At 69.2% G+C, this 22495-nt stretch carries 26 protein-coding genes; 15 read left to right on the top strand and 11 right to left on the bottom strand.

The window, feature by feature from the left end:
* Window positions 1-73: 73 nt before the first annotated feature.
* From EPN98_RS02955 to phnD, 3 genes are read left to right on the top strand one after another with little or no spacing between them, the layout of a single operon-like run.
* On the top strand, window positions 74-1606 hold the full coding sequence (locus EPN98_RS02955) for an alkaline phosphatase D family protein (protein WP_293360093.1): 1533 nt from the start codon (window positions 74-76) through the stop codon (window positions 1604-1606).
* Window positions 1599-2372: a hypothetical protein gene (locus tag EPN98_RS02950; RefSeq protein ID WP_293360090.1), complete on the top strand. Its 774-nt coding sequence runs from the start codon at window positions 1599-1601 to the stop codon at window positions 2370-2372. The genes EPN98_RS02955 and EPN98_RS02950 overlap by 8 nt, the downstream gene beginning before the upstream one ends.
* Complete coding sequence (gene phnD, locus EPN98_RS02945) at window positions 2369-3361, top strand: phosphate/phosphite/phosphonate ABC transporter substrate-binding protein (RefSeq protein ID WP_293360087.1); 993 nt, start codon at window positions 2369-2371, stop codon at window positions 3359-3361. Before EPN98_RS02950 ends, phnD begins: the two co-directional genes overlap by 4 nt.
* 4 nt (window positions 3362-3365) lie before the next feature.
* Here phnD and EPN98_RS02940 read toward each other — a convergent pair whose 3' ends face one another.
* Both EPN98_RS02940 and EPN98_RS02935 read right to left on the bottom strand, forming a co-directional pair.
* Window positions 3366-3782: a PaaI family thioesterase gene (locus EPN98_RS02940; protein ID WP_293360084.1), complete on the bottom strand. Its 417-nt coding sequence runs from the start codon at window positions 3780-3782 to the stop codon at window positions 3366-3368.
* Window positions 3779-4225, bottom strand: a complete 447-nt coding sequence (locus EPN98_RS02935) for a PaaI family thioesterase (RefSeq protein WP_293360081.1) — start codon at window positions 4223-4225, stop codon at window positions 3779-3781. The genes EPN98_RS02940 and EPN98_RS02935 overlap by 4 nt, the downstream gene beginning before the upstream one ends.
* A gap of 76 nt (window positions 4226-4301) precedes the next feature.
* Between EPN98_RS02935 and EPN98_RS02930 the strand changes: the two genes are divergently transcribed.
* The 3 genes from EPN98_RS02930 (at window position 4302) to EPN98_RS02920 (ending at window position 7408) form a co-directional block, all read left to right on the top strand.
* Window positions 4302-5309: a ligase-associated DNA damage response exonuclease gene (locus tag EPN98_RS02930; RefSeq protein ID WP_293360078.1), complete on the top strand. Its 1008-nt coding sequence runs from the start codon at window positions 4302-4304 to the stop codon at window positions 5307-5309.
* A gap of 101 nt (window positions 5310-5410) precedes the next feature.
* Window positions 5411-5656, top strand: coding sequence for a hypothetical protein (locus EPN98_RS02925; protein WP_293360075.1), 246 nt, complete (start codon window positions 5411-5413; stop codon window positions 5654-5656).
* Window positions 5657-5770: 114 nt separating this feature from the next.
* The gene (locus tag EPN98_RS02920) at window positions 5771-7408 is read left to right on the top strand and encodes a cisplatin damage response ATP-dependent DNA ligase (RefSeq protein ID WP_293360072.1); all 1638 of its coding nucleotides are present in this window, start codon (window positions 5771-5773) and stop codon (window positions 7406-7408) included.
* Between the two features lie 5 nt (window positions 7409-7413).
* On the opposite strand, the gene EPN98_RS02915 is transcribed toward EPN98_RS02920, so the two are convergent.
* Window positions 7414-7944, bottom strand: coding sequence for an HAD family hydrolase (locus tag EPN98_RS02915; protein ID WP_293360070.1), 531 nt, complete (start codon window positions 7942-7944; stop codon window positions 7414-7416).
* Window positions 7945-8009: 65 nt separating this feature from the next.
* On the opposite strand from EPN98_RS02915, the gene EPN98_RS02910 reads away from it, so the two are divergent.
* From EPN98_RS02910 to argE, 5 genes are all read left to right on the top strand, one after another.
* Window positions 8010-9794, top strand: a complete 1785-nt coding sequence (locus EPN98_RS02910; protein ID WP_293360068.1) for a dipeptide ABC transporter ATP-binding protein — start codon at window positions 8010-8012, stop codon at window positions 9792-9794.
* A 104-nt stretch (window positions 9795-9898) separates the two neighbouring features.
* The gene (locus EPN98_RS02905) at window positions 9899-11107 is read left to right on the top strand and encodes a threonine ammonia-lyase (protein WP_293360065.1); all 1209 of its coding nucleotides are present in this window, start codon (window positions 9899-9901) and stop codon (window positions 11105-11107) included.
* Between the two features lie 10 nt (window positions 11108-11117).
* Window positions 11118-11624, top strand: a complete 507-nt coding sequence (locus tag EPN98_RS02900; protein WP_293360063.1) for an FKBP-type peptidyl-prolyl cis-trans isomerase — start codon at window positions 11118-11120, stop codon at window positions 11622-11624.
* Window positions 11624-11902, top strand: a complete 279-nt coding sequence (locus EPN98_RS02895; RefSeq protein ID WP_293360061.1) for a hypothetical protein — start codon at window positions 11624-11626, stop codon at window positions 11900-11902. Before EPN98_RS02900 ends, EPN98_RS02895 begins: the two co-directional genes overlap by 1 nt.
* 48 nt (window positions 11903-11950) lie before the next feature.
* Window positions 11951-13117, top strand: a complete 1167-nt coding sequence (gene argE / locus EPN98_RS02890) for an acetylornithine deacetylase (protein ID WP_293360058.1) — start codon at window positions 11951-11953, stop codon at window positions 13115-13117.
* A gap of 1 nt (window position 13118) precedes the next feature.
* Here argE and EPN98_RS02885 read toward each other — a convergent pair whose 3' ends face one another.
* The gene (locus EPN98_RS02885) at window positions 13119-14159 is read right to left on the bottom strand and encodes a glycosyltransferase family 2 protein (protein ID WP_293360055.1); all 1041 of its coding nucleotides are present in this window, start codon (window positions 14157-14159) and stop codon (window positions 13119-13121) included.
* A 30-nt stretch (window positions 14160-14189) separates the two neighbouring features.
* On the opposite strand from EPN98_RS02885, the gene rfbC reads away from it, so the two are divergent.
* Complete coding sequence (gene rfbC / locus EPN98_RS02880; RefSeq protein WP_293360052.1) at window positions 14190-14744, top strand: dTDP-4-dehydrorhamnose 3,5-epimerase; 555 nt, start codon at window positions 14190-14192, stop codon at window positions 14742-14744.
* Here rfbC and EPN98_RS02875 read toward each other — a convergent pair.
* The 4 genes from EPN98_RS02875 to EPN98_RS02860 all read right to left on the bottom strand — a co-directional run bounded on the left by EPN98_RS02875 (window position 14741) and on the right by EPN98_RS02860 (window position 18314).
* Window positions 14741-15448 carry a DUF899 family protein gene (locus tag EPN98_RS02875; protein WP_293360050.1) on the bottom strand — a complete coding sequence of 236 codons (708 nt, stop codon included), beginning with the start codon at window positions 15446-15448 and terminating at the stop codon, window positions 14741-14743. The two genes, rfbC and EPN98_RS02875, sit on opposite strands and share 4 nt — an antisense overlap.
* Before the next feature lie 39 nt (window positions 15449-15487).
* Window positions 15488-16639 (bottom strand): tRNA epoxyqueuosine(34) reductase QueG, encoded by a 1152-nt coding sequence (queG, locus tag EPN98_RS02870; protein WP_293360047.1) that lies wholly within the window; start codon window positions 16637-16639, stop codon window positions 15488-15490.
* Window positions 16620-17309 (bottom strand): glutathione S-transferase family protein, encoded by a 690-nt coding sequence (locus EPN98_RS02865; protein WP_293360044.1) that lies wholly within the window; start codon window positions 17307-17309, stop codon window positions 16620-16622. Before EPN98_RS02865 ends, queG begins: the two co-directional genes overlap by 20 nt.
* A 69-nt stretch (window positions 17310-17378) precedes the next feature.
* Window positions 17379-18314 carry a cation diffusion facilitator family transporter gene (locus tag EPN98_RS02860; protein ID WP_293360041.1) on the bottom strand — a complete coding sequence of 312 codons (936 nt, stop codon included), beginning with the start codon at window positions 18312-18314 and terminating at the stop codon, window positions 17379-17381.
* Between the two features lie 149 nt (window positions 18315-18463).
* Here EPN98_RS02860 and EPN98_RS02855 point away from each other — a divergent pair, with 149 nt between their 5' ends.
* Window positions 18464-18991 (top strand): lipocalin family protein, encoded by a 528-nt coding sequence (locus EPN98_RS02855; protein WP_293360039.1) that lies wholly within the window; start codon window positions 18464-18466, stop codon window positions 18989-18991.
* A gap of 56 nt (window positions 18992-19047) precedes the next feature.
* Window positions 19048-19497 carry a DNA repair putative endonuclease MmcB gene (gene mmcB / locus EPN98_RS02850; RefSeq protein WP_293360036.1) on the top strand — a complete coding sequence of 150 codons (450 nt, stop codon included), beginning with the start codon at window positions 19048-19050 and terminating at the stop codon, window positions 19495-19497.
* A gap of 51 nt (window positions 19498-19548) precedes the next feature.
* Here the strand turns inward: mmcB and EPN98_RS02845 are convergent, their stop codons facing one another.
* Window positions 19549-20106: an ActR/PrrA/RegA family redox response regulator transcription factor gene (locus EPN98_RS02845; protein WP_293360033.1), complete on the bottom strand. Its 558-nt coding sequence runs from the start codon at window positions 20104-20106 to the stop codon at window positions 19549-19551.
* A 76-nt stretch (window positions 20107-20182) separates the two neighbouring features.
* Window positions 20183-21547, bottom strand: coding sequence for an ActS/PrrB/RegB family redox-sensitive histidine kinase (locus EPN98_RS02840; protein WP_293360030.1), 1365 nt, complete (start codon window positions 21545-21547; stop codon window positions 20183-20185).
* A gap of 42 nt (window positions 21548-21589) precedes the next feature.
* Here EPN98_RS02840 and EPN98_RS02835 point away from each other — a divergent pair, with 42 nt between their 5' ends.
* Window positions 21590-22201, top strand: coding sequence for an SCO family protein (locus EPN98_RS02835; RefSeq protein ID WP_293360027.1), 612 nt, complete (start codon window positions 21590-21592; stop codon window positions 22199-22201).
* A gap of 18 nt (window positions 22202-22219) precedes the next feature.
* On the opposite strand, the gene EPN98_RS02830 is transcribed toward EPN98_RS02835, so the two are convergent.
* Window positions 22220-22495, bottom strand: a 276-nt coding sequence (locus EPN98_RS02830) for a hypothetical protein (protein WP_293360024.1), incomplete at its 5' end; no start/stop codon positions are given.

Below are 22495 nucleotides of genomic sequence, written 5' to 3'. Positions count from 1 at the left end.
TGCCGACCCTGTCCAAGAGATGAACCTGCGAACGGCGCTTGCCGGCGCCGGCCCGCCAACGCCAAGGTAGCGCATGCACAGTCCCTCGCGACGCCACCTCCTGGGCCTGACCGCCGCAGCGGCGAGCATCGGCCTCGCGCCGGCCGTCTGGACGCGCGCCGCTGCGCAGGCGCGGGCCGGCGAAAACCCCTTCAGGCTGGGCGTCGCGTCCGGCGAGCCGCTGCCCGACGGCGTGGTGCTGTGGACCCGCCTCTCCACTGACCCCCGAGCGCTCTCAGGCCTGGGTCCTCAGGCGTTCGATGTGGCCTGGGAGATCGCCGAGGACGACGGCTTCCGGCGCGTGGTCGGCAAAGGCGAGACCAAGGCGCGGGCGGCGGACGGCCACGCCGTCCACGTCGAGGTCGCCGGCCTGAGGCCCGGCCGCGAGTACTGGTACCGCTTCAACAGCGGTGGCCACGCCAGCCCGGTCGGCCGCACCCGCACGACGCCCGAACGCGGCGCGCAGGTCGATCATCTGCGCATCGCCTATGGCTCGTGCCAGAAGTGGGAGACCGGCTACTACGCCGCCCATCGCCACCTGGCGGCGGACAATCCCGATCTCGTCCTGTTCCTCGGCGACTACATCTACGAAGGCGCTCTGGGTCGTGAGGAGGTGCTGCGGCCGCATCCCGACGTCGCCGCCCGCGACCTCGACAGCTATCGCCAGCGCTACGCTTGGTACAAGCAGGACGCCGACCTCCAGGCGGCCCACGCCGCCGCGCCATGGGTGGTCATGTGGGACGACCACGAGGTCTCCAACGACTACGGCGGCGACGCCGACCGCACGCCCGCGACGCCCGGGCAGTTCCTGCGGCGCCGCGCCGACGCGTACCGCGCCTACTGGGAGAACATGCCGCTTCGCCGCGACGCGCACCCGGACGGAGCGAAGATGCGCCTCTATCGCAGCCTGGACTGGGGCCGCCTCGCCCGGCTCGCTGTCGTGGACGATCGGCAGTACCGCGGTGCGCGCACCTGCAGGGCGGTCGAGGAGAAGAAGCGCATCCCCTACGACTGCCCCGAGCGCCTGGACCCGAAGCGCTCGCTGCTGGGCGAGGACCAGGAGAAATGGCTGGCCGGCCGGATCGCCGACAGCCAGGCCCAATGGAACCTGCTGGGCCAGCAGACCCTGATGGGCGAGCTGCGACTGCAGGAGGGCAAGGTCAGCAACGACGGCTGGGACGGCTATCCCGCCACGCGCCGCCGCATCCTGGAGACGTGGCGCGACGCCAAGGTCGCGAACCCCATCGCGCTGGGCGGTGACGTGCACTGCTTCTTCGCGGGCGAACTCTCCGTCGAGCGGGGACAGCCGCCGATCGCCACTGAGTTCGTCGGCGGCTCGATCAGCTCGCTGGGCGAGACCAACGCCAACCTGAACGCCGCCCGGTTCGTGAACCCTCACCTGAAGTACGCCGAGGGCGAAGTCCGCGGCTACGGCCGCGTCGACCTCACGCCGAAGGGCGGTACGGTCACGTTCCGGGGCGTCAATGGGCTGGACAAGGGCTCGCCGGTCCGCGACCTGGCCACCTTCGTGGTCGAGAACGGCAAGGCCGGGGTCGTCCGTGCTTGAGGCGCTGATTGGGTTCGCCGCGCTGCTTCAGGCCCAGACGCTATCGCGGCTGCCGGCGCCCGAGGCGAACCAGGGCGTGGCGGCCGACGGCGCCTATGTCTATGCGGTCGGAAACTCCGAGATCGGCAAGTACGACCGCGCAACCGGCCAGCGCGTAGCGCTGTGGACCGGCGATCCGGCGACCTTCCCGCACCTGAATTCCTGCGCGGTGCTTGGGCCCGAGCTGGTCTGCGCCAGCTCGAACTATCCGGCTGTGCCGATGACCAGCACGGTCGAGGTGTTCGATCCGGTGAACATGGTCCACCTGCGCTCGGTCGCCCTGGGCAAACAGCCGGGGTCGCTGACCTGGATCGACCGTAAGGACGGCGCCTGGTGGGCCTGCTTCGCCAACTACGACGATCGCGGCGGTGAGCCGGGCCGTGACCACCGCTTCACCACCCTGCTGCGGTTCGACGACAAGTGGCGGGTGACGGGCGCCTGGACGTTCCCGAAATCGGTGCTGGCCAGGTTCAAGCCGCGCAGCTCGTCGGGCGGCGCCTGGGGCGCGGACGGCCGCCTGTACGTGACCGGCCACGATCTGCCGGAAGTCTATGTTCTGGAGATTCCGCGGCTAGGGAACGAGCTGCGCCACGTGGCGACGGTCGACGTCGCCATCGAGGGTCAGGCGATCGCGTTCGACCGCACCCGGCCCGGCGTGCTCTACGGGATCAGCCGCGCGAAACGCGAGGTGGTCGAGATGCAGCTGCCGCTCGTGGAGGGGAAATGAACCGCCGATCGATCCTGGGACTGAGCCTGGCGGCTGCGTTGGCTCTGGCCGGCTGCGGGCAGCCGCAGGGCGGGGAGCCGGAACGCAAGGAGCTGGTGTTCTCGATCCTTTCGGCCGAGAGCCAGTCCAGCGCCGAGAAGGACTGGCAGCCGTTCCTCGACGACATGGCCAAGGCCGTGGGCCGGCCAGTCAGGGCCTACTACGGCTCGAACTACACCGCGCTCGTCGAGGCCATGCGCTTCAAGCAGACCGACCTCGGCTGGTTCACCAACCAGTCAGGCCTGGAAGCCGTGCGCCGCGCGAACGGCGAGGTCTTCGCCCGCTCGGTGAACCCCACGGGCGTCGACGGCTACGAGGCGGTGATCATCGTGCCCAAGGGGTCGGGCCTGACGCTCGACAAGCTCCTGAGCTGCGACAAGTCGCTGAACTTCGGCATGGGCGATCCCAAGTCGACGTCGGGCACCCTGGCGCCGATGACCTACCTGTTCGCGCCCCGCAACATCACGCCCGACGCGTGCTTCAAGACCGTGCGCTCGGCCAATCACGAAACCAACCTGTTCTCGGTGTCGGGCAAGCTGCTGGACGCGGCCACCAACAACACCGCCTCGATGGACCGCCTCAAGCTGCTGGACACCGACGTCGCGCGCCGGACCCTGGAGAATGTCGAGATCATCTGGCGCTCGCCGCGGATCCCCGAAGACCCGCTGATCGTGCGCAAGGACCTGGACCCCGAGCTGCGCAAGCGGGTGATGGACTTCATCTTCAGCTACGGGGTCGGCGACACGCCCGAGGCGGCCCGGCAGCGCAAGATCCTGGAGCAGATCCAGACCAAGCCCTTCATCCCTGCCGACGCCAGCCACCTGATCCCGGTGCGAGAGATGGAGGCCACCGGCCAGCTGCTCGAGGCGAAGAACCGCAACGACGCCGCCGCGATCGCCAAGGCGGATGCGGCGCTGGCGCAGATCGCGAAGGACAAGGCGACGAAGTAGGCGGCTATGCCTCGTCGTTCCGCAGCAGGAAGTGGCCGGTCATCCCCGCCACCGGCTTGGCGCGGCTTTCCTGCCAGGCCTCGACCTGCACGTTCGCGACACGGCGGCCCACCTTGCGCAGGATGGCGCGGGCGTAGACGTCGCGCGGCCCGGCCGAGCGCAGGTACTCGATCGTGATGTCGATGGTCTTCGGAACCCGTCGCGCCGGCTCGACCAGAGACAGCTGCGCCAGCGCGGTCAATTCCAGGAACGCCCCGATCGCGCCGCCGTGGATGGCGGGCAGCATCGGGTTGCCGATCAGGTGCTGGCTGAACGGCAGGACGGTGGTCATCTCGTCGCCCGCCAGCTCGACCCGCATGCCGAGGAAGCGGACGTACGGCACGCGCTGGAGGAAGGTGTCCAGGCCGTGGATCTCGCTCACGACTTGGCTCCCAGCGGTTGCGCGCGGGTGTTGAGCATGAAGGCCGCCTGCGCCGTTGCCACCAGATCGCCGCGCTCGACATCCCAGGCCTCGGCCCGCACGAAGCCCACCGTGCGGGTCAGACGATAGGCATGCGCCTCGGCGGTCAGCCCGGTGCGGGGCGCGGCCGGCCGCAGGTAGTCGATGCGCAGGTCCAGGGTCGCGATCGGGACCATCTCATCCATGGCGGAATTGATCGCCAACCCGCAGGTGTGATCGATCAACGCCGTCACCACGCCCGAGGCGATGACGCCGGACTCCGGGTCGCCCACGAACTCTTCGCGCCAGGGGACCGACATGATCCCTCGGCCCTTCTCGATGGAGACCAGGTTCATCCCCAGGGCGGCGGCGTGTGGCGACAGGTTCATTTTCAGATGCAGCGGCGCACTGTCGAAGTCGGACATGCCCCCTGGTAGACGCCCTGCCGCTTGCGGAAGTCAATCGTGCGGAGCCTTCGGCGCGCGTCTACATTGAACAGGCATGATCCGACCGCAGGACCTTCTCTGTCCCCGACCCGAAGGGCTCTACTGCGCGCCGGGCGACTTCTATGTCGACCCTGTACGGCCCGTGGACCGGGCGGTGATCACCCACGGCCACTCGGACCACGCGCGAGCGGGGCACTACAACGTGCTGGCGACGCCCCAGACCCTCGACATCATGCGCGAGCGCTATGGCGGCGAGTTCGCCCACACGACCGAGGCGGTCGTCTATGGCCAGACGGTGGCGCGCAACGGCGTCGAGGTGACGCTGGTCCCGGCCGGACACGTGCTGGGCTCGGCCCAGGCGGTGGTGCGGTGGAGGGGCCTGACCATGGTGGTGTCGGGTGACTACAAGCGCCGGCGCGATCCCACCTGTCCGCCATTCGAGCCCACGCCCTGCGACGTCTTCATCACCGAGGCGACGTTCGGTCTTCCGGTGTTCCGCCACCCCGACGACAAGGGCGAGATCGCCCGGCTGCTGCGCTCGGCGGCGCAGTTCCCGGAGCGCAGCCACATCGTCGGCGCCTACGCCCTGGGCAAGGCTCAGCGGATCATCCGGCTGCTGCGCGAGGCTGGCTGGAGCGACGTGATCTACGTCCATGGCGCCCTGGAGCGGCTGAACGCCCTTTACGAGCGCCACGGCGTCGACCTGGGACCGCTGGCGCCCGCCACCACCGAGAAGAAGGGTGACTTCGCGGGCGCGATCATCGTCGCCCCGCCGTCGGCGATGCAGGACCGCTGGAGTCGCCGGTTCCCCGAGCCTGTCGCCGCGTTCGCCTCAGGCTGGATGCAGATCCGCGCCCGCGCCAAGCAGCGTGGAGTGGAGCTGCCGCTGGTGATCTCGGATCACGCCGACTGGGACGAACTGACCGCCACCGTGGACGACCTGCGCCCCGGCGAACTCTGGATCACCCACGGCCGCGAGGAGGCCCTGGCCCGATGGGCGACCCTCAACGGCATCGAGGCGAAGGCCCTGGCCCTGGTGGGCTACGAAGACGACGACGACTGAGCCGAAGCCGGGCGGCATCTGCGCCAGCGCTGCACATGTCGATCACGAAGTCGTGATCACGAAGGCGTTACCGTCACCTCGCGCCACACAGGAGGTGATCCATGCGCAAGACCCTGACCGCCCTCGTTGTTTTCCTGGCCGCCGGCTCACTCGCGGCCTGCAAGATGCCCTGGGACAAGACCGAGACCCCGCCGCCGCCCGTGGCTGCGACGGCAACGCCGACGCCGCAGACCACGGCGAGCGTCGATCCGGCGAAGCCCGTCGAGCAGACCGCCTCGGTCGATCCGGCCAAGCCCGCGACGCCGGAAGCCGCCGCGGCTCAGCCGACGTCCTCCGCGACCAAGTAGTCTGCGTAAGCCTCCGGCGTGACTTCGCGCCACGCCGGAGCGCGTCCGTTCGCGCCCCTGTCGCGTTGGGCCCTTCGCGTCCTATGTGTGGGACGTCGTTGAGACGGGAGCCGGATGCGCGCCTTCGCCGAACTGTTGGACCGCCTGTCGCTGACGGCCTCGCGAAACGCCAAGCTGACGATGGTGCGCGACTATCTGCGCGAGACGCCCGATCCCGACCGCGGCTGGGCGCTGGCCGCGCTCACCGGGGATCTGACCTTCGACGCGGCCAAGCCGGCGTTCATCCGCAAGGCGGTCGAGAGCCGGATGGACCCCCAGCTCTTCCGGTGGAGCTATGACTATGTGGGCGACCTGGCCGAGGCGGTGTCGCTGGTCTGGCCGGCGCGGCCGGGCGCCAATCGCGAGCCCCAGCTCTCCGAGGTGATCGATGCCCTGCGCGGCGCGTCGCGCGCCGAGGTCCAGCGGCTGATCGAGGGCTGGCTGGACGCGATGCGTGAGCCGCGCGAGCGGTGGGCGCTGCTGAAGCTGATGACGGGCGCGATGCGGGTGGGCCTTACCGCGCGGCTGGCCAAGCGCGCGGCGGCCGAGATGGCCCATCCTGACCTTGGCGGGGTCGAGCCCGCCGAGATCGAGGAGCTGTGGCACGCTCTGGCGCCGCCCTATGGCGACCTGTTCGCCTGGCTGGAGGGTCGGAGCGGCAAGCCCTCCTCGGCCAATCCGGCTCGCTTCCGGCCGGTCATGCTGGCCCAGGCGATCGACGAGGCCGTCGATTTCGGCAAGCTGGATCCCAGCGACTACGCCGCCGAATGGAAGTGGGACGGCATCCGCGTCCAGGCCGCGCACGAGGGCGGCGTCCGCAGGCTCTACACCCGGACCGGCGACGACATCTCGAAGACGTTCCCCGATGTGCTGGAGGCGCTGGAGGATGAAGGCGTCCTCGACGGCGAACTGCTGGTGATCCGTGACGGCAAGGTCGCCCCCTTCGCCGACCTGCAGCAGCGACTGAACCGCAAGACCGTGGACGCGAAGCTGATGGCCGCCCATCCCGCCGCGATCCGGGCCTACGACGTCCTGCAGGTCGGCGCCGAGGACACCCGTGGCCTGAGTTTCGCCGAGCGCCGCCGGCGTCTGGAGGCCTTCGTGGCGAAGGAAGGCAGTTCGCGCATCGATCTGTCGCCGATCCAGCCGTTCGCGACCTGGGACGAACTCGCGACCCTGCGCGCCAGCCCGCCCGAGGGCGATCCGCAGGCGGCCGAGGGGCTCATGCTGAAGCGCCTGGACTCCGTCTACGAGGCCGGCCGGCCCAAGGGGCCGTGGTTCAAGTGGAAGCGCGATCCGTTCCTGGTGGATGCGGTGCTGATGTACGCCCAGCGCGGCCACGGAAAGCGATCCAGCTACTACTCGGACTACACCTTCGGGGTGTGGACCCAGAACGATATGGGCCAGCGGACGCTGACCCCGGTGGGCAAGGCCTACTTCGGCTTCACCGACGAAGAGCTGCTGCAGATCGACAAGTTTGTCCGCGACAACACGATCGAACGGTTCGGACCCGTGCGGTCGGTGCGCGCCGAGCCGCACCACGGGCTGGTGCTCGAGGTGGCGTTCGAGGGGCTCCAGCGATCCACCCGCCACAAGTCGGGCGTCGCCATGCGCTTCCCGCGCATCAGCCGGCTGCGCTGGGACAAGCCGCCGGGGGAGGCGGACGAACTGGAGGCGCTGGAGCGGATGCTGGCGCAGATGGAGGGGCGCTGATCTGGCTAGCCGGAGGGAGGCAGGAGCGCTTCCGCCGCGAGGAAGGCCTTCAGGTTTCCGCCGCCGAACAGCACGCTGCGGACGCCCGCGCGCATAGCGGCTTCCAGGTCGGACGGCTTGTCGCCCACCAGGAACGAGGCCTCGCGGTCGATGGGCCACTCGGCCAGCGCCTGCAGGATCATGCCGGGGTTGGGCTTGCGCAGGGGCGGGTCGGGGTGGCGGTAGGCCTCGACCGGCGCCTCCGGGTGCTGGGGCGCATGGTAGAAGGCGTCGATGCGGGCGCCCGCCCTGGCCAGGTCCTCACGCATGCGGTCGTGGAGGGCGAAGACGTCGGATTCGGGGTAGTAGCCGCGCCCCACGCCCGACTGGTTCGTGACCACGATCACCAGCCAGCCCGCCCGGTTGAATGTCGCCACCGTCTCGATCGCGCCCTCGATCCAGACGAAGTCTTCCCAGCGGTGTACGAAGCCCCGGTCCTCGTTCAGCACCCCGTCGCGGTCGAGGAACAGGGCCGGCTTCAGCGGGGGTACGGACACGGGCGCTCTTTGCGGTTGGACCGACACGCCTCTACGGTCCTTGGGCGAGAGATCAAGAGGCGGTGTTGGCCGACGTCCTAACGATCAAAGACCTGCGGGTCGACTTCGAGACGCACGATGGCGTCGTCGACGCCGTCCGTGGCGTATCGCTCAGCGTGGCGCGCGGCGAGACGCTAGGCGTCGTGGGCGAGAGCGGCTCGGGCAAGAGCCAGACCTTCATGGCGGTGATGGGCCTCCTGGCGGGCAACGGCCGGGCTTCTGGTTCGGCGATGCTGCACGGACAGGAACTGCTCGGCCTCAAGCCGCGCGACCTGAACCGGGTGCGCGGTTCCAAGATGACCATGATCTTCCAGGACCCGCTCACCGCGCTGACGCCGCATGTGAAGATCGGCGAGCAGATCGCCGAGCCGTTGCGGCTGCACCTGGGGCTTTCGCATGCGCAAGCCGACAGGCTGGCCCGCGAATGGCTGGGCAAGGTGCGCATTCCCGACGCGGCGCGGCGGATGGGCCAGTATCCGCACGAGCTGTCGGGCGGCATGCGCCAGCGGGTGATGATCGCCGCGGCCATGGCGCCGGGGCCGGAGCTGTTGATCGCCGACGAACCCACCACGGCGCTGGATGTCACCGTGCAGGCCGAAATCCTGGACCTGATGGCCGAGCTGCAGCGCGAGACGGGGACGGCGCTGGTGCTGATCACTCACGACATGGGCGTGATCGCCAGGCTGGCCGACCGGGTGTGCGTGATGAAGGATGGCGCCTACGTCGAGGCCGGCGCTGTGGCCGACGTCTTCCATGCGCCCGACAGCGACTACACCCGCGCCCTGCTGGCGGCGATCCCGCGACTGGACCGCGCCGACCGGGGCGGGCGGCCGCAGATCGCGCCGGCGCCCGAGGCCGCGCCGGTGCTGGTCGAGGGGCGCGACGTCAAGGTTCACTTCCCGATCCGGCAGGGGATCTTCGGACCGCCGAAGGTGCTGCGCGCTGTGGACGGGGTGTCGTTCTCAGTGCGCGAGGGCGAGACGCTGGGCATCGTGGGCGAGAGCGGCTCGGGCAAGTCGACCCTGGCGCGGGCGGTGCTCAACCTGCTGCCGGCGACCGGCGGGGCGGTCACCCTGATGGGCCGCGACATCACGAATGCCGACCGGTCGGCGATGCAGGCGGCCCGCCGCGATCTCCAGATTGTTTTCCAGGACCCGCTGGCCAGCCTGGACCCCCGGATGACCATCGGCACGTCCATCGCCGAGCCGCTCACCGCCTTCCGCCCCGACCTGAACGGCGCCGCCCGCGAGGCCGAGGTGCGGGCGATGATGGTCCGGGTCGAATTGGATCCGGCGCTGATCAACCGCTACCCGCACGAGCTGTCGGGCGGCCAGAACCAGCGGGTGGGCATCGCCCGGGCGATGATCCTGAAGCCCAAGCTGGTGATCTGCGACGAGGCGGTCTCGGCCCTGGACGTGTCGATCCGCGCCCAGATCATCGACCTCCTGATTCAGCTCCAGAAGGACATGGGACTGTCCATGATCTTCATCAGCCACGACCTGGCGGTGGTCCGCGAGATCAGCCACAGGGTGCTGGTCCTCTACCTGGGCCGCGTGATGGAGCTGGCGGACCGCGACCGCATCTGGCAGGCGCCGCAGCACCCCTACACCCGCGCCCTGCTCTCGGCCGCTCCGATCCCCGACCCCGCCGTCGAGCGCACACGCCAGCGCCTGAAGCTCGACGGCGAGCCCCCCAGCCCCATGGATCCCGCCGCCGCCTTCCGCTTCGCCCCGTCGAAGCTGGCCAGCGGCGTGGCGCCCGAGTTGAGGGAGGTGGCGCCGGGTCACCTCGTGGCGGAGTTCGACAGCTAGGTATCTCGCCCGCCGCGCCTTTCCGTCGCCGTCGTGAGGGGCGGCGTTGCCCTAACTGGGCGCCGTCGTTAGGTTGCGCGCCTTTCCAGACCCCGGCCGCACCCATGACCCTTGCCTTCGACGATATCCTTGCCGCGCAAGAGCGGCTGAAGGGTCATATCGAGCGCACGCCGTGCCGCTACTCGCGGACGCTGTCCGAGATCACCGGCGCTCAGGTCTGGGTGAAGTTCGAGAACCACCAGTTCACGGCCGCCTACAAGGAGCGCGGGGCCCTCAACAAGCTGCTGCAGCTGGGCGAGAACGTCCGCTCGCGCGGCGTGATCGCCGCCTCGGCGGGCAACCACAGCCAGGGCCTGGCCTACCACGCCGCCCGCCTGGGGATCCCCGTCACGATCGTCATGCCGAAGGGCACGCCCTTCATGAAGGTGCAGCAGACCCGGGCTCATGGCGCCGATGTGGTCATTGAAGGCGACGGCTTCGACGAGGCCGCGGCCACAGCCGACCGGCTCTGCGCCGAGCGCGAGCTGACCTACGTCCATCCGTTCAATGATCCCGACGTCATGGCTGGCCAGGGCACCGTGGCGCTGGAGATGCTGGAAGACGTGCCGGACCTGGAGATCCTGCCGATTCCGATCGGCGGCGGCGGACTGATCGCCGGCATGGCCACGGCCGCGAAGCACATGCAGCCGGACATTCAGGTGGTCGGCGTTGAGCCCGCCATGTTCCCCTCGTTCACGGCCAAGATGCGCGGCGTCAACACGACGCGGAATGGCGCCGCCTCGACCATCGCCGAGGGCATCGCGGTCAAGGAAGTCGGCGACCTGAGCTACGCCGTCGCCCGGCCGCTGATCGACGACGTGCTGCTGATCGAGGAGCCGTTCTTCGAGCGCGGCATCGCGCTCTACTGCAATGTTGAGAAGACCGTCGTGGAGGGCGCCGGCGCTGCCTCCCTGGCCGCCCTCTTGGCCTATCCCGAACGGTTCCGCGGAAAGAAGTGCGGCCTGGTGATCACCGGCGGAAACATCGACACGCGCCTGCTGGCCTCGGTGCTCACCCGCGAGCTGGTGCGCGAAAGCCGGATCGTCAGCCTGCGGATCATCGGCGACGACCGGCCGGGCCTGCTGGCCAACGTCTCGGCGACCATCGGGCAGATGGGCGCGAATATCATCGAGGTGGCGCACAACCGCCTGGCGCTGGACGTGCCCGCCAAGGGCGCCGAGTTCGACGTGATGATCGAGACCCGCGACGCCCAGCACACCCAGGAAGTCATGGACGCCCTGCGCGACCGCGGTTACCCGCCGCGCGTGGTCTAGAGAGGCAGCAATGAAGCGTATCCTCATCGTCGCGGTCGCCGCCCTGGCGCTCGCGGCCTGCCAGCAGAAGTCCAAGCCGGCCGAGCCCGGCGCGCCGGTGGCCCAGTCCGAGGTCTCGAAGACCTTCATGGCCAAGATCGGCAAGGAGGCGGGCGTCGTCGTCCTGCCGTCGGGGCTAGCCTACAAGGTCACCAAGTCGGGCCCCGCCACCGGCCTGAAGCCGGGCCCGAAGGACGAGGTGAAGGTCCACTACGAGGGCAAGCTGGAAGACGGCACGGTCTTCGATTCGAGCTACGAGCGCGGCGCCCCGGCGGCCATGCCGCTCGACCGGCTGATCCCCGCCTGGCAGGAGGCGCTGCAGCTGATGCGTCCCGGCGACGAGTGGACGCTCTACGTGCCCTCGAACCTGGGCTACGGCGAAGAGGGCGCGGGCCAGATTCCGCCGGGCGCGCCGCTGATCTTCCGCATCGAGTTGATCGACGTGCTGCCGGCCCCGGGCCGAATCCAGCAGGGGTAATGGCGGCCGAGCGGCCGCAGGTCTTCCTGGTCACCCTGCAGGCCGTGGAGGCGCCGGGTGCGCCCGCGCTCAGCGTGCTGGCCTTCGCCCGCGCCCACGACGAGAACACGGCCCGCGCGGTGGCGACCGCCGATCTGGAGGGCCTGGGCTGGACGGACATCGCGGTCGCCCGCGTGGGCGAACTGGTCGACTGGGACGCCCTGCCCGATGACTTCCGCAGCGCCGTCGGCACCGCCGTGCGTTTCGGCTGCGGACTGATCATCTACGACGAGCCTTGAGCCGCCATTGGGTTGTTGGCGGGCGCTCCGCGGGTCTAAGTCTTCGGGATGACCACCGACCTCTATCCTCCCGCCCGCGATCTGCTCGCGAAGCTGATCAGTTTTGACACCACCTCGCGGGGTTCGAACCTCGAACTGGTGGAATGGGTGGAGGGCTATCTCGACGCTTTGTCCGTGCCGCACCGCCGCGTGCCCAACGCCGACGGCACGAAGTCGAACCTGATGGCCACCATCGGGCCGGCCGTCGAAGGCGGCGTCGTACTGTCGGGCCACACCGATGTGGTGCCGGTCGACGGTCAGCCCTGGACCACCGATCCCTGGACCCTGACCGAACAGGGCGGCCGCCTCTACGGTCGGGGGACCTGCGACATGAAGGCGTTCCTGGCCCTGGCCCTGGCCGCAGCGCCTGAACTCTCCAAGACCGCGAAGAAGCCGGTGCACCTGGCCTTCTCGTACGACGAGGAGATCGGCTGCTTGGGCGCGCCACACATGATCGACGTCATCCGCCGTGAGCTGCCGACGCCCTCGGTTGTGGTCGTGGGCGAGCCCACCAACATGGAGGCGGTGAACGGCCACAAGGGCATCGCCACCTTCCAGGTCACCGTCACCGGCCGTGAATGCCACTCCAGCCAGCCGCACCTTGGCGTGTCGGCGGTGATGGAGGCGGTCAAGCTTATGGGGTCCCTGAACGCGCTTTCGGCCAGGCTTCAAGACGAGGCCGACCCCGCCTCGCCCTTCACGCCGAAGGGGCCGACGCTCACCATCGGCATGGTCAACGGCGGCACCGCGCACAACATCATCGCCCGCGAATGCCAGTTTGTGTTCGACGTCCGCTCGCCGGGGCCGCGGACACCCAAGGAAATCGTCGCGCCGTTCCTGGCCGAGGCTGAGGCGATGGACCGGGCGCTCAAGGCGCGGTTCCCCGAATGCGGCGTGGTGGTCGAGATGCGCACCGACGTGCCGCCGTTCGTGCCCGAACGCGACGGGGCCGCCGAGGCCTTCGCCCGCCGCATGGCCGGCGACAATGGCCCGCCCCGCGTGGTGGCCTTCGCCGCCGAGGCCGGCCAGTTTCAGCAGGCTGGCTTCTCCACCGTCATCTGCGGCCCTGGCTCCATCGACCAGGCCCACCAGCCCAACGAGTTCATCGAGATCGCCCAGCTGCAACGCGGCGCGACGTTCATGCGCCGCCTGATCGAGTGGGCCGCCGAGGGCTGAGTTAACGCCCCGCCCGCAGCGGCCTGATGACGGGGCGGCGACCCGAGAGGTCCTTCGGGTTCCAGGTCATGGCGCCGGCGATCTGTCCGATCGAAGCTCGGCGCAGCTTCTGCACTTCGCGCCGGGTGCGGAAGATCTTCGGCGCTCCGACGAACGCGGCCTTCACCGCGCGCAGGATCAGCCGGATATGGGGCCGGTTGTCCCGTTTGAGATAGACGAACACTAGAACAGCCAGATGCAGCGGCACGACCAGCGGCATCAGCGGCCAGGGCGTGTTCTTGAACAGCACCCAGAAGCGGTTGCGGGACCCATGAAAGACGGCGAACTCCGACTTTGCGCCGCCGGTCGAGGCCGAGCCCACGTGATGGATGACGGCGTCCGGGACCAGCAGGGTCGGCTCGCCCGCCAACTGCAGGCGGTATCCGAGGTCGACGTCCTCGCCGTAGCAGAAGAAGTCCTCGTCGAAGCCCCCCAGGCGCAGGAACAGCGCCCTGTCGATCATCATCGCCGCACCGCAGGGGCTGAACACCTCGCCCTCGCAGGCCTGGCCTTCGTCGCGGTTGAGATAGCCACCGCGGTAGGGGATGCCGGTGATGCTCATCACGTCGCCCAGGCCGTCCAGCACGCCGGGCTGCTCGGCCACCATCTGGCGCGAGGTGAAGGACCGAACCCGCGGATGGCGTCCGGCCGCGGCGACCAGCGTTTCCAGCCAGTCCGGCTCGGCGTAGGCGTCGGGGTTGAGCAGCACGTACCACCGGCCGCGGCCCTCGCGGGCGCCCTGGTTGCCGGCCCCGGTGAACCCCAGGTTCTCGGTGTTGCGGATCAGCCGCGCCCAGGGGAACTCGGCGGCGATGGCCACATCGCCGGGATCGGGCGAGGCGTTGTCGATGACGATGGCTTCGAAGTCGCGGAAGGTCTGTGCGCCCAGCCGCTCCAGGCAGGTGCGCAGGGTCGGACCCGAATTGTAGGCGACGACGCAGACGGTGAGCTGCGGGACGCCTGACGGGTGTTCGGTCTTGTCATCGCTCCCGCGCTGCGCCATGCGACAGCATCACTCCCATAGCTGGTGACCATGACGACGATCACGCCGCTCGCCATCCCTGACGTGCTGCTTATCACGCCCAAGCGCCATGGCGATGCGCGGGGCTGGTTCGCCGAGACCTGGAGCGAGAAGGCCCTGGCCGGCACGTCGGCCGAGACCACCTTCGTGCAGGACAACCAGGCCTTCAGCGCCGCCAAGGGCACGCTGCGGGGTCTGCACTTCCAGAAGGGCGCTTTCGCCCAGGGCAAACTGATCCGGGCGCTGCGTGGCTCGATCTTCGACGTGGCGGTCGACCTGCGCTCCGGCTCGGCCACCTACGGCCAGTGGGTCAGCGCCGAACTGACCGCCGAGGGCGGCGAGCAGCTTTGGGTGCCGAAAGGCTTCGCCCATGCCTACTGCACGATCACCCCGGACTGCGAGATCTTCTACAAGGTCGACGCGCCTTATGCCCCGCAGAGCGAAGGCGGCGTCATCTGGAACGATCCCGATCTGGCGATCCCGTGGCCGGTCGACGGCGAGCCCCTGCTGTCGGCCAAGGACCAGGTGCTGCCGCGGGTGAAGGACCTGGGCGACGTCGGCTTCTAGTAGCTGAGCTTGGGGTACCAGTCCGGCTGGCGGCCGTTGGGCGTCATGTCCAGCACGTTCCACAGCGGCGACAGGTCGGGCGCGCCGCGCGGGTCCTGACCAGGATCGGCCATCTCGCCGCTCATCTCGCCCGAGTAGAAGTGACGGATAACGCCGTCGCGGCGCGTGAAGACATTGACGCCCGGGTAGTCACTTTTCCCCTCGGCGTCGGTCGCGCGGAAGTCACGGCTGAAGGCGTCATCGAGATCGGCGTACAGCGGCAGGTTCTTCCAGCCCTGCTCGACCTTGAAGGCCACGAGGCGCGCGATGGGCGACCGGGCGACTACGGCCAGCGCGACCTGCTGGCGGATATCGGCCCCCACCGCGTCCCAGGCGTTCAGGACATTGGCGCACATCGGGCACGAGCGCTCCCGCTCGGGACCGAACATCCAGCTGTAGAGAACCAGGGTGTCCTTATCGCCGAACATGTCGGCGAGGCTGGCCGGCCCGTTTTCGCCCATGAACCGGTAGCCGGCCGTCACTTCGCCGCCGGGCGGCAGAGCGCGCCGCTGAGCCGCCACCCGCTCCAGATGGCGGCGTAGCTCGATCTCCTCGGCGAGCAGAGCGTTTCGCGCGGCGCGGTAGGCCGCGCTTTCATTCGGATAGCGGGCGGTGTTGGCGGCCGCGAGCGTGGCGGCGTCGATGAGGCCTGCCTCGTTGTCCATGGCGTCGACTCCCATATGTGTCTGCCGGCGACAGCGAGCCTAGATGTCCGCCGCGATCGCCCATTCCCCCAGGACGGCCGGATCGGCTTCGTTCCGACAATTTTCTTGGCGAAGTGTCGCGAAGGCTTCAGCCGACACCAGCCGCGACACGGCCCAGACCGCTGCGCCTCTCACCAACGGCGAGGGATCGGCCAGCAATCGCCGCGCGTCGTCGGCCAGGGCGGCCTCACCGGAATTGCCGATGGCGTAGAGGACGTTGCGGACGAAGCGGTCCCGGCCGATCCGCTTCACGGGATTCTTGGCGAAGAGCGCGCGGAAGGCCGCATCGTCCAGCCGCGCCAGGTCGGCGAGAGACGGCGCGGTCAGAGACTCGCGCGCCGCCAGCTTCTGCTCCCGACCGGCCTGGGCGAACTTGTTCCAGGGACAGACGGCCAGGCAGTCGTCGCAGCCGTAGATGCGGTTGCCCAGGGCCTCGCGGAACTCCCGCGGGATCGGCCCCTTCAGCTCGATGGTCAGGTACGAGATACAGCGCCGGGCATCCAGCTGGAACGGGGCCGGGAAGGCGTTCGTCGGGCAGACGTCCAGGCAGGCGTGGCAGGTCCCGCAGTTCATCGGCTCGGCGGCGTCGGGCGCGAGCTCCAGGGTCGTCAGGATCGAGCCCAGGAACAGCCACGAGCCGAACTCGCGGCTGACGAGGTTGGTGTGCTTGCCCTGCCATCCCAGGCCCGCCCGCTCGGCCAGCGGCTTTTCCAGCAGGGGCGCAGTGTCGACGAACACCTTCAGCTCGCCGCCCAGGGCGGCCACCATCCAGCGGGCCAGCGCCTTCAGCCGGCTCTTGATCACCTCGTGATAGTCATCGCCCTGAGCGTAGACGCTGATCGCGCCCTTCGAGCGGTCGCCAAGGATCGCCAGCGGGTCGTGGTCGGGCCCGTAGTTCACGCCCAGCACGATGGCCGACCGGGCGCCATCCCACATGGCGCGGGGGTGTTTGCGCCGCTCGACGGTGTCGGCCATCCAGCCCATCTCGCCGTGGCGACCGGCGTCCACGAACTCCAGCAGGCGCGCCGCGGCGGGCCAGGCCTCGTCGATGTCGGTGAAGCGGCAGAGGTCGAAGCCGAGCCTCTCTGCTTGGCTTCTGATCTGAGCCTCGGCCCGGATCAGCCCTTCGCGCTCAGAAATCGAGGTCGTCATAGTGGCCGGCGGGCGCCAGCCCCGGCCAGCGATCCGCCAGCAGCGGCCGGAAGCACGGCCGGGACTTCATCTTCATGTACCAGGTCTTCACCGCCGGGGCTTCCCGCCAGGGCACGTCGCCGAAGTAGTCGATGACCGACAGGTACGAGGCCGCCGTGAAGTCGGCCAGTGACAGCCGCTTGCCGGCCAGCCATTCGCGGGCCTGCAGAAGGTCGTCCAGCATGAAGAGGTGGCTCTTCAGCGCGTCCTTGCCCTGGCGCAGGTTGGCGAGCTCGGGCGCGCCCAGGCCCAGCAGCCGCTTCTCGATCTTTTCGTGCAGGATATAGCTGGACGCTTCGAACTCGAACTTGCGCTCGAACCAGGTGATCAGCCGGCGCGCCTCGGCCCGCTCGGCGGGATCGGGACCGAACAGGCTGGGCTCGCGGCAGGTCTCTTCCAGGTGGTCGACAATGGCGCGGGTCTCGCACAGCACCAGCGGCGGCGCGTCGCCGTCGGTCTCGACCAGGATCGGCACCATGCCCGATGGGTTCATCTTGGTCAGCTCGCGCGGACGCTCCCAGTAGCGGACCGAGTGGTCGACGAACGGCAGTCGCTTCTCGCCCAGCACCAAGCGGACCTGGCGCGAGGCCGGGTCGAGCGGGAAGTGATGAAGGGTGCGTTCGACGGTCATTGGGGTAAGGGCGCGCTCATACGCGAATCAGCGAAGTCCCAACAGACGCCGCACGCCTTAAGAGGGCGTTTACTTTGTCTCGCCGGCCTCGGCGAATGCGCCGCCATGCGGCTCGGCCCGCCCGCGCGGGTCGGCGTGGATGATGATGTCGGCGGCGGGGAAGGCGGTCAGGATTCGCTTCTCGGCGGCTACGATCACCGCATGCGCGGCCTCCAGGGTCAGCTGCGGGTCGAGGTCGGCGTGCATCTGGATGTGGACGTAGGGGCCTGAGGCGCGCGTGCGCAGCTGATGGACGTCGGTCATGCGGGGGTCTTCGGTGGCGAGGCGGACGATCTGCGCGCGATCGTCCTCGGGCAGCTCCCGGTCCATCAGCTGGCTGGCGGCCTCGCGGAAGACGCCGATGGCGCCCCAGAGCAGCAGCGCGGCGATCACCAGGGCCGCCGCGGCGTCCAGTCCGTTGAGCCCCAGCAGGGCCGAGGCGGCGATGCCCGCCAGCGCGATGACGTTGGACGCCAGGTCGGTGGCGTAGTGGGCCCGGTCGCCCGAGACGGCCACCGAAGCGGTTTGCCTCAGCACCCGGGTCTGGGCGGCGACCAGGGCCAAAGTCATCACGGTGGAGGCCGCCATCACGGCGATCGCCCAGCCCTCCTGGCGCAGGGGGTGGGGGTCGAGGAGATCGGTCGCCGCCTCGCGGGCGATGAGCGCCGCCGAGGCGAACACGAGGCCGGCCTGCATCAGGCTGGCGAACGCCTCGGCCTTGCCGTGGCCGAAGCGGTGCTCGGCGTCGGGCGGGGCCACGGCGTAGCGGACGGCGAAGGCGGTGGCGATGGAGGCGACGAGGTCGAGGCCCGAGTCGGCCATCGAGGCCAGGAGCGCCGTCGAGCCCGAAGCCAGCCAGGCCGCCAGCTTGATGACCACCAGCACCGCCGCCGTCCCCACCGACAGCAGCGTGACCCGCCGGGTGAGGGCGGCGGTCTCGGCGGATGTCAGGCGAGGCGCACTCATGGCCCCTAGGTAGCGGCTGGCGCGGTGCGCTGCACGTCCTGCTTGGGGGGCGCTGTCGGCGGAGCCTCGCGGGGGGACGACAGTGCGGCCCTTTGGCGCGCGCCATTGGACGTTTTCTTGCGGCCTTCCTTGGTATATTGCACCGCAGCATGACGCTTCGCCTCGCCATCGCGGCCTTCGCCGCCGCCCTGACGTTCGCACCGGTCGCCGCCGGCGCCATGACCGTCGAGCCCACCGGCCGCATCGAGCTCTCCAAGATGATGGGGCGCTGGTACGAGGTGGCCCGGGTGCCGAACCAGCTTCAGAACGGCTGCACCGCCGGCGCCTCCGACTGGACCGCCCAGGCCTCGGGCTTCGCCGTCGTCCAGACGTGCAAGAAGGAAGGCCCCTCGGGCCAGCTGAAGGTATGGAAGGCCAAGGCGACGGTCGCCGATCCGCGCACCAATGCGAAGATCAAGATGAGCTTCTTCGGCGGCGTGGTCAGCCAGGACTACGTGGTGGTCGAGCATCGTCCTGAACAGGGGTGGCTGGTCCTTGCCACGGCCAACGGCAAGTACCTGTGGCTGATGTCGCAGCGGCCGGTGCTGCCCGCGGCGGTGAAGAGCCAGGCGATCAGTCGCATCCGTCAGCTGGGCTTTGACGTCGGGCGTCTCGAGTTTCCGCTGCCGCGCAGCTGACCTCTGGAGTTCGGCCCCCTCTTGAACTCAGAACGAAGGCGGAACAGGGTGGCGCAATGGACGTCACGCTCGTCACCGTCTCGCGGCCCGAGACCACCGCCACCGTCACGCGCGGCGCCGCGCGCCTGCTGACCGCCCTGGGCTATGCGCCGCTCAGCGAGGTGACCCTGCCCAATGGCCGCCGCGCCGACCTGATGGCGCTGGGACCCAAGGGGCAGATCTTCATCGTAGAGGTGAAATCGGGGATCGAGGACTTCCGGGTCGATCTGAAGTGGCCCGAGTACCTCCCCTACTGCGACGCCTTCGCCTTCGCCGTCGCGCCCGAATTCCCCCGCGAGATTCTGCCGGAAGCGCCAGGCCTCATCGTCGCCGACGGCTTTGGCGGGGCCATCCTGCGCGAGGCGCCCGTCGAGCCGCTGGCGGGCGCACGGCGCAAGGCGCTGACCCTGGCCTTCGCCCGCCTGGGCGCCATGCGCGCCGCGGGGGTGGCCGTCAGCGAGTTATGAGCACCGGCGCGCACGACCCTTCTCCTGCAAGGGGAGAAGGAGATTTCTGAACTACTTCGGCGCGCGCTTGGCCAAAATCCGCTGGAGGGTGCGGCGGTGCATGTTCAGGCGGCGGGCGGTTTCCGAGACGTTGTGATTGCAGAGCTCGTAGACGCGCTGGATGTGCTCCCACCGCACGCGGTCGGCGCTCATCGGGTTTTCGGGCGGCGCGGGGGCCGCGTCGCCCCGGGCCAGCAGGGCGCGGACCACGTCGTCGGCGTCGGCGGGCTTGGAGAGGTAGTCCACCGCCCCGGCCTTCACCGCCTGCACGGCCGTGGCGATGTTGCCGTAGCCGGTCAGCATGATGATCTTGGCGTCGGGGCGGGCGTCGCGCACCGCCTCCACCACCTTCAGGCCCGAGCCGTCCTCGAGGCGCATGTCGAGCACCGCGTAGGCCGGCGCGCGCACCTTGACGGCCGCTATGGCCTCCTGGACGCTGCCGACGAGCGTGGGCTCGAAGCCACGCTGTTCCAGCGCCCGCCCCAGCCGCGTCCTGAGCGGCGCATCGTCATCTAGGACAAGAAGACTCTTGTCGGCGAGCGCGGTGACTTCGGCGGACAGGTCGGTCATGCGTGTTCCCTCTTCGGGGCCGTAGGACAGAATGTCGCACCTAAACGCAAATCTGCAAGCTTTTGCTGCGCCTAGGTCAAGTGGCTTCAACTAGTGAGCGAGGCCAGCGCGCCGCTACAACGGCGCCGCGAGGTTTCGCATTGTGAAAGGTCACGACCGCCCCGGTCCGTTCCAGAAGCGTCTTTGAAATAAAGAAGCCCAGCCCCATGCCGATGTGGCCGGTGCGCGAACCCTCGGCCCCCGGACGGCTGGTGACATAAGGCTCGCCCAGCTTCGCCAGGATCTCGGGCGCGAACCCGGGGCCGTCGTCGCGCACCTCGATCGAGATCGAGTCGGCGTCGAAGCGGGCCGACACCAGGATCTCGGAGCGGGCGAAGTCGACCGCGTTCTCCACGAAGGTGCTGAAGGCGTGGGTGATTTCGGGCAGTCGGCGGACGTCGGGCGTCTTCACGTCCTTGGCGCCGGTGACGATGGCCTCGACGCGCACCTCCTTCGACGCGTTGGCGTGGGGCTCGATCACTTCCTGCACCAGCTGGCGCAGCGACAGGCGCTCATGCACCGCGTCGGTGGCCTTGTCGGGGGTGGCGGCGAGACGCTGCAGGATCTGGCGGCAACGCTCGGCCTGGCTCATCAACAGCTCGGCGTCCTCCTTGACCTGGGGGGTTACGGCCTCGCGAGCCATCTCCTTGGAGACGATCGAGATTGTGGCGAGCGGAGTGCCCAGCTCGTGCGCCGCCGCGGCGGCCAGGGCGCCCAGGGCCGACAGGCGCTGCTCGCGCGCCAGCACCTTTTGGGTCACATCCAGCGCCAGCGCCATGCGCGCGGCCTCCTCCACCGATTGTCGGACGTAGCTCGCGATCAGCGCGATGCCGGCCACGTTGGCTAGGCCCGCCACCAGCCGGAACTGCAGCGACAGGGTCGTCTCGCCCATGGAGGGATAGGGCAGGGTGACCACCGCCAGCAGCATCGAGGCGACCGAGGCCATCACCCCCAGAACCCATACGGGCCGCAGCGGCAGGGTGGCCGCCGCCAGCGTGGGCGGCGCGATCAGGATCAAGGCGAACGGATTGGCCGTGCCGCCGATCAGGGCCAGCAGCGCCGACATCTGGACGATATCGAGCGACAGCTGCAGCACGGCCTCGCGATCGCCCATCACCCGCTGGGGCTGGGCGGCCATGGCCGTCACCACGTTGATGAGCGCGCCGATCGCCACGACCACGGCGCAGGCGAAGTAGGGCGCATCGAACCCCAACACGAAGGCCATCAGCGCGAGCAGGGCCACCTCGCCTGCGACGACCACCCAGCGCAGCCGCACCAGCGTGCGCAGCCGCAGGTGTCCCCGGCGGATGTCGGCCGAATCCCAGACGTCTTGCGTGTCGTCGGAGCCCGCCTTATCGAGGCCAGCCGGCAATGTGGCGTGGGGCGCGACGGCGTCGGCCATGCTCAGCTCCCACCGGCGGCGTGAAGGTCGAGGTATACACCCATGTCCAGGCGGATCCTGGCCCTCATCGCGGTCCTGGCGCTAGCCCTCGCCATCCTCACCGGTCTCGCCGTCCGCAAGGGTGTCCTCGGACCCCAACCGCAAACCGCCGCCGTGGGCGGACCGTTCCAGCTGGTGGACACCAACGGACGCACGGTTGACCAGTCCGTGCTCAAGGGCAAGTGGAGCGTGGTGTTCTTCGGGTTCACCCACTGTCCCGATATCTGCCCGACCACCCTGTTCGAGCTGGGCCAGGTCGAGACCCTGCTGGGTCCGAAGGCGGGAGAATTCCAGTCGGTGCTGATCAGCGTCGACCCGCAGCGCGACACGGTGGCGCAGATGAAGGCCTACATGGCCAACCCGGCCTTTCCGAAGCGGTCGCTGGGACTGACAGGCACGCCGGCCCAGACCGATGCGGCGGCCAAGGCCTACAAGGTCTACTACCAGAAGTCCGGCGAAGGCCCCGACTACACGGTCAACCACGCCGCCTACAGCTACCTGATGAACCCCAAGGGCCGCTTCGCCTGCGTCCTGCCGTACGAACTGACCCCGGAACAGACGGCGGCGAAGATCCAGGCCGCGATGAAGCAGGGCCCGAACGCCGAGAGCTGCTGAAGGCTTCGCAGTTGGCTGTCAGTCGTCGGATTTCCCGCGAACGAGAGGCTGGAATATGATGGGGCAAGACGCCAAGTCGTCTGGGAGATTCTCTGTCTCGATCTCGCCTGTCGCTAAGCCTGTGAGGAAGTCGGTCAGGCCGCAATCGATCGTCTCGAATTCCTGAAGGCCACGTCCCCAGATAACAATCGGCCACGAATCTGGCGGACCGCGGGGTCGCCAGAACAGGAAGTCAGAGTAGTCCGTCTGGCCAAAAGGTATGAGCCCCTCAGGGTCCGGCCACAGCGGCTCTTC

Origin of the sequence: Phenylobacterium sp., assembly GCF_004299445.1 — a bacterium.
Classification (GTDB): Bacteria; Pseudomonadota; Alphaproteobacteria; order Caulobacterales; family Caulobacteraceae; genus Phenylobacterium.
This window is presented reverse-complemented; position numbering and strand designations above follow the sequence as displayed.